Source organism: Kitasatospora putterlickiae (genome assembly GCF_039527695.1).
Lineage (GTDB): Bacteria > Actinomycetota > Actinomycetes > Streptomycetales > Streptomycetaceae > Kitasatospora > Kitasatospora putterlickiae.
In genome coordinates, this window is the sequence record NZ_BAAAKJ010000166.1 from 12711 (window position 1) to 17405 (window position 4695).

The following is a 4695-nucleotide window of genomic DNA, read 5'->3' on the forward strand; positions in this document are numbered from 1 at the left end:
GCGGCTTCGGCGGCGGGGTCCGAGGCAGGTGCCGACGCCGGACCCGGGACCGCGCCCGACCGGACCGCGCCCGATCGGACCGAGCCCCTCGCCAAGGAGGCCCGCTGATGCCCCTGACCGCCATCCTCCTGCTGGCCGCCGGCACCTACGCCTTCCGCCTCGCCGGCCCGCTGTTCGGCGACCGGCTCACCGTCTCCGACCGCCTGCGCCACCTGCTCGCCGTCGCCGCCGCCGTCCTGCTGGTCGCCCTGGTCGCCACCGGCGCGCTCACCCAGGGCCACGGCTTCGCCGGATGGGCCCGGCCGGCCGGCGTCCTGGTCGCGGGCGTCCTCGCGCTGCGCCGCGCGCCGTTCCCGCTCGTGGTCGTCGCGGCCGCCGCGACCGCGGCCGTGCTGCGCCTCTGCGGCGTCTCCTGACCGCCCCCGGCCGCCCCCGGCAGCCCCCGTCACCCCTCAGCCCACGTCCCGGGCCGCCCCGGTCGGCAGCGCCTTGTAGAAGATCGTCGTCGCTCGTGCCACCCCCGCCGGGTCGGTCGCGAAGTCCGGCACCGTGCCGACCCGCGTCCAGCCCGCCGCCGCGTACATCCGCTCGGCGGGACCGCCCGTCTCGGTGTCCAGCACCAGCGTCCGCAGCCCGTGCCCGACGGCCGCCGACTCCAGGGCGGCGAGCAGCCGCCCGGCCAGCCCCCGTCCCCGGTCCGCCCGGTGCACCATCAGCTTGGCGACGTCCGCCCGGTGTCGGCCGTTGGCCGTCGCCGCCGGACGCAACTGAACCGTCCCGGCGATCCGGCCCTCCCCGTCCTGCTCGGCCACCCAGAGCAGCAGCCGCCCCGCCTCGACGTCCGGCGCCAGCCCCCGCCACCAACCGGCCGCCGCGGCCCGGTCGAGCGGGGCCAGGAAGCCGATCGAGGCCCCGCCGTCGACCGTGTCCGCCATCAGCTCGCCCAGCCGCTCCGCCGTCCCGTCGCGCAGTTCCCGCGCCGACACCGGCCGGACTGTGTACATGCTCACTCCTTCGTCTCCGGTCCCGCCGCGACCGGGTGCGCGATACTCGCCGGTACTCAACGCGCGACCGTTCGCACCCGCCGAGACTACAAGGAGCGCTTCAATGGCGAAGCCGACCAGGATCGACCCCGCCGACCTGCTCGCCGTCGGTGATCTGCTCACCGACGAGGAGCGCCTCGTCCGCGACACCGTGCGCAGGTTCGCCGACGACCGGATCCGCCCGCACATCGGCGACTGGTTCGAGCGCGGCGTCTTCCCCGCCCGTGAACTCGCCCCCGAACTCGGCGCCCTCGGCGTGCTCGGCATGCACCTCGACGGCTACGGCTGCGCCGGCTCCAGCGCCGTCGCCTACGGCGTGGCCTGTATGGAACTGGAGGCCGCCGACTCCGGTCTGCGCAGCTTCGTCTCCGTCCAGGGCTCGCTCGCCATGCGCTCCATCCACGCCTTCGGCTCCGAGGAGCAGAAGCGGCGCTGGCTGCCCGGCCTCGCCGCCGGCGAACTGATCGGCTGCTTCGCCCTCACCGAACCGGACTTCGGCTCCGACCCCGCCAACATGCGCACCCGCGCCCGCCGCAAGGGCGCCGGCGAGAGCGCGGACTGGGTGCTGTCCGGCTCCAAGATGTGGATCACCAACGGCGGCGTCTCGGATGTCGCGGTGGTCTGGGCGCAGACCGAGGACGGCGTCCGCGGCTTCCTGGTCGAGCCCGGCACGCCCGGCTTCACCGCCACCGACGTGCCCGGCAAGCTCTCCCTGCGCGCCTCGGTCACCAGCGCGCTCGCCTTCGACGACGTCGTCCTGCCCGCCGACGCCGCCCTGCCCGGCGTCACCGGCCTGCGCGGACCGCTGTCCTCCCTCAACGAGGCCCGCTACGGCATCCTCTGGGGCACCGTCGGCGCCGCCCGCGACTGCTACACCGCCGCCCTCGACTACGCGAAGAGCCGCGTCCAGTTCGAGCGGCCCATCGCCGGCTTCCAGCTCACCCAGCACAAGCTCGTCGAGATGATGCTGGAGGTCGAGAAGGCCTACCTGGTCGCGCTGCGCATCGGCCGGCTCAAGGACGAGGGCACGGCCCGCCCGGCGCACATCAGCTTCGGCAAGCTCAACAACGTCCGCGCCGCCCTGGAGATCGCCCGCAGCGCCCGCACCGTGCTCGGCGCCAACGGCATCACCACCGCCTACCCGGTCCTGCGGCACGCCAACAACCTGGAGTCGGTGCTCACCTACGAGGGCACCAGCGAGATCCACACCCTCGTCCTCGGCGAGGCCATCACCGGCGAGTCCGCCTACCGCTGACCCCGCCCCGCCGACGCGAAAACCGGTACCGCCGCCGGGCCGTTCATGGCTAGCGTCATCCCCATGAACGGCCCGACGACCCCGCCCGCCCCCACCTCCACCGGAAGCCGGGGCACCACCACCCTGTGGCGCCCGACCGGCCCCCAGGAACTCGCCCTCGTCGAGGCCGCCGACTGGCGCGCCTGGCCGCCGCGCCTGCCCGACCAGCCGATCTTCTACCCGGTGCTGAACGAGGACTACGCGATCCGCATCGCCCGCGACTGGAACGTCCCCGCCTCCGGTGTCGGCTACGTCACCCGCTTCGAGGTCGACACCGCCTTCCTCACCCGCTACCCCGTCCGCCAGGCCGGCGGCCGCACCATCCTCGAACTCTGGGTCCCCGCCGAGGAGCTGCCCGAGTTCAACCGCCACCTGGCCGGCCGCATCGAGGTGGTCCACGAGTTCCGGCCCCAGCCATGACGACGCCGGCCGCTCCAGCCGCGTCGGCCACGCCGACCGCCCCGCCGCCCGTGCTCCTGACCGCGGCCCAGGCCACCAGCACGACCGCGCTGCTCACCGGGGCCGCCACCGCCCGCGGACTGGCCACCGCCGTCCTGACCGGCCCCGACACCGTCGACCGGCTGGCCGGCCGGCCCGTCCACTGGTACGGCGGACCGCTCGCCGCCGTCCGGATCGCCGACCGGCTCGCCCTGGCCCCGCTCGAACCGGCCGACGACTGGCTCGCCGCCCTGCCCGAGGAGTTCACCGGCCGCCGGATCGAACTCACCACCCTCGCCGAGGCGTGGACACTGCGCCGGCCGGCCTTCGTCAAACCGCCCGCCGACAAGTCCCTCCCGCCCGCCGTCTACGCCGACGGCGGCCGCCTGCCGCGCACCGGCGAGCGGATCGGCCCCGACACCCCCGTCCTGGTCAGCGACCCGGTGACGTTCGGCGCCGAGTACCGGCTCTTTCTCCTCGACGGCGCCGTGCACACCGGCAGCCGCTACGCCCGCTTCGGCCGGCTCGACCCCGGACCGCTCACCGGACCGGCCGTCGCCTTCGCACGGCGGCTGCTCGCCGCCGTCGGAGCGAGCCTGCCGAGCGCCGTCGCCCTCGACGTCGGAACGCTGCTCGACCCGTACGACCCGGCCGAACGGTGGGCCGTGGTCGAGGCCAACCTGCCGTGGTTCGCCCACTGCTACGCCGCCGACCCGGCGCGCGTCCTGGACGTCGTGCTGCGCGCGGCGGGCCCGGCCGGCGCGGTACGGGCCGCCGACCGGCGCTTCGTCAGCTCCGCCGCAGGCCACGCGGCCGACCGGGGGAGTCCGGACGCCGCCCGTCCACCCGGACTTCCCCTCCAGGACACCCGGCGGTCCGGCGGGGCGTGAAGCATGGCGCGGTCGCCGCCGCCCGCCCCGGCGCGGGCGCGGCCGGCGCCCGCACCGTGAAAGGAACCGCCCCCTCATGTCCACACCGCCGCTGCCACGCCCCCGGGTCCTCGTCGTCGGGATCGACGGCGTCCGGTACGACCTGCTGGAGCGGGTGCCGATGCCGAGGCTCGCGGAGGTCGCCGAGGCCGGCTTCCTGGCACCCGTGACGGTCGCGGACTCCACGCCCACCATGTCAGGACCCTGCTGGGCCACCATCGTCACCGGCGTCGAGCCCGCCAAGCACGGCGTGTGGGGCAACCACCTGGGCGGCAACCGGCTCGACGTCTTCCCCGACTTCACCACCCGGCTGGCCCGAGGCGACCGCCGCCGCACCTTCGTCGCCGCCGGCTGGGACCCGCTGGTCATCGCCGAGTCCGGCGGGCCGCTGTTCCGCGCCCCCGGCCGGCTCTGCTACGTCGCCCCCGCCGAGGACACCCCCGAGGCCTGGGAGGCCGTCGACGAGGAGGTCACCCGGGAGGCCGTCGACGTGCTGCGCGACGCCGACCCCGAGGCCTCCTTCGTCTACCTCGGCGCCGTCGACGAGACCGCCCACTTCCTCGGCTGCGGCGAGGAGTACCGCGCCGCGATGCGGGCCGCCGACGAGCGGCTCGGCCGGCTGCTGGACGCGCTGCGCGCCCGGCCCGGATACGCCGAGGAGGCCTGGACGGTCATCGTCGTCACCGACCACGGCCACGTCGACACCGGCGGCCACGGCGGGCGCACCCACGAGGAGCGCACCGCCTGGGTCGCCTGCGCCGGCCCCGGCGTCCCCGCCGCCCCGCCCCTCGGCGAGATCCGCCACCCCGACGTCGCCGCCCAGGTGTACGCGGCGCTCGGCCGCCCGATCGACCCGCACTGGACCCTGGACGGCCGGCCCTTCCCGCTCGCCGTCCCCGTGCCGGCCGGGCTCTGACGCCCCCTGAGCGGGCCCACGCAGTATCCGGCGACCGGGTGGCCGCCGCACCCGTCCGGCCGCACCCGCCGGCAC

The 4695-nt window shown here is 76.0% G+C and carries 6 protein-coding genes; 5 read left to right on the top strand and 1 reads right to left on the bottom strand.

Annotation, left to right across the window (positions count from 1 at the left end):
- Positions 1–107 precede the first annotated feature (107 nt).
- The gene (locus tag ABD308_RS17225; RefSeq protein WP_344335261.1) at positions 108–416 is read left to right on the top strand and encodes an AzlD domain-containing protein; all 309 of its coding nucleotides are present in this window, start codon (positions 108–110) and stop codon (positions 414–416) included.
- Between the two features lie 36 nt (positions 417–452).
- Here the strand turns inward: ABD308_RS17225 and ABD308_RS17230 are convergent, their stop codons facing one another.
- Complete coding sequence (locus tag ABD308_RS17230) at positions 453–1004, bottom strand: GNAT family N-acetyltransferase (protein WP_344335263.1); 552 nt, start codon at positions 1002–1004, stop codon at positions 453–455.
- A gap of 103 nt (positions 1005–1107) precedes the next feature.
- Between ABD308_RS17230 and ABD308_RS17235 the strand changes: the two genes are divergently transcribed.
- The 4 genes from ABD308_RS17235 (at position 1108) to ABD308_RS17250 (ending at position 4620) form a co-directional block, all read left to right on the top strand.
- Positions 1108–2298: an acyl-CoA dehydrogenase family protein gene (locus ABD308_RS17235; protein ID WP_344335265.1), complete on the top strand. Its 1191-nt coding sequence runs from the start codon at positions 1108–1110 to the stop codon at positions 2296–2298.
- 63 nt (positions 2299–2361) lie between these two features.
- Complete coding sequence (locus ABD308_RS17240) at positions 2362–2757, top strand: ADP-ribosylation/crystallin J1 (RefSeq protein WP_344335268.1); 396 nt, start codon at positions 2362–2364, stop codon at positions 2755–2757.
- A 50-nt stretch (positions 2758–2807) separates the two neighbouring features.
- Positions 2808–3665, top strand: coding sequence for an ATP-grasp domain-containing protein (locus ABD308_RS17245; RefSeq protein ID WP_344335270.1), 858 nt, complete (start codon positions 2808–2810; stop codon positions 3663–3665).
- A gap of 76 nt (positions 3666–3741) precedes the next feature.
- Positions 3742–4620 carry an alkaline phosphatase family protein gene (locus ABD308_RS17250; RefSeq protein ID WP_344335273.1) on the top strand — a complete coding sequence of 293 codons (879 nt, stop codon included), beginning with the start codon at positions 3742–3744 and terminating at the stop codon, positions 4618–4620.
- Positions 4621–4695: the final 75 nt, after the last annotated feature.

Excerpts from the sequence above, each read along its gene's own strand:
- ABD308_RS17235 (WP_344335265.1), top strand. The coding sequence starts at position 1,108 with ATGGCGAAGCCGACCAGGATCGACCCCGCCGACCTGCTCGCCGTCGGT.
- ABD308_RS17225 (WP_344335261.1), top strand. The coding sequence starts at position 108 with ATGCCCCTGACCGCCATCCTCCTGCTGGCCGCCGGCACCTACGCCTTC.
- ABD308_RS17230 (WP_344335263.1), bottom strand. The coding sequence starts at position 1,004 with ATGTACACAGTCCGGCCGGTGTCGGCGCGGGAACTGCGCGACGGGACG.
- ABD308_RS17240 (WP_344335268.1), top strand. The coding sequence starts at position 2,362 with ATGAACGGCCCGACGACCCCGCCCGCCCCCACCTCCACCGGAAGCCGG.
- ABD308_RS17250 (WP_344335273.1), top strand. The coding sequence starts at position 3,742 with ATGTCCACACCGCCGCTGCCACGCCCCCGGGTCCTCGTCGTCGGGATC.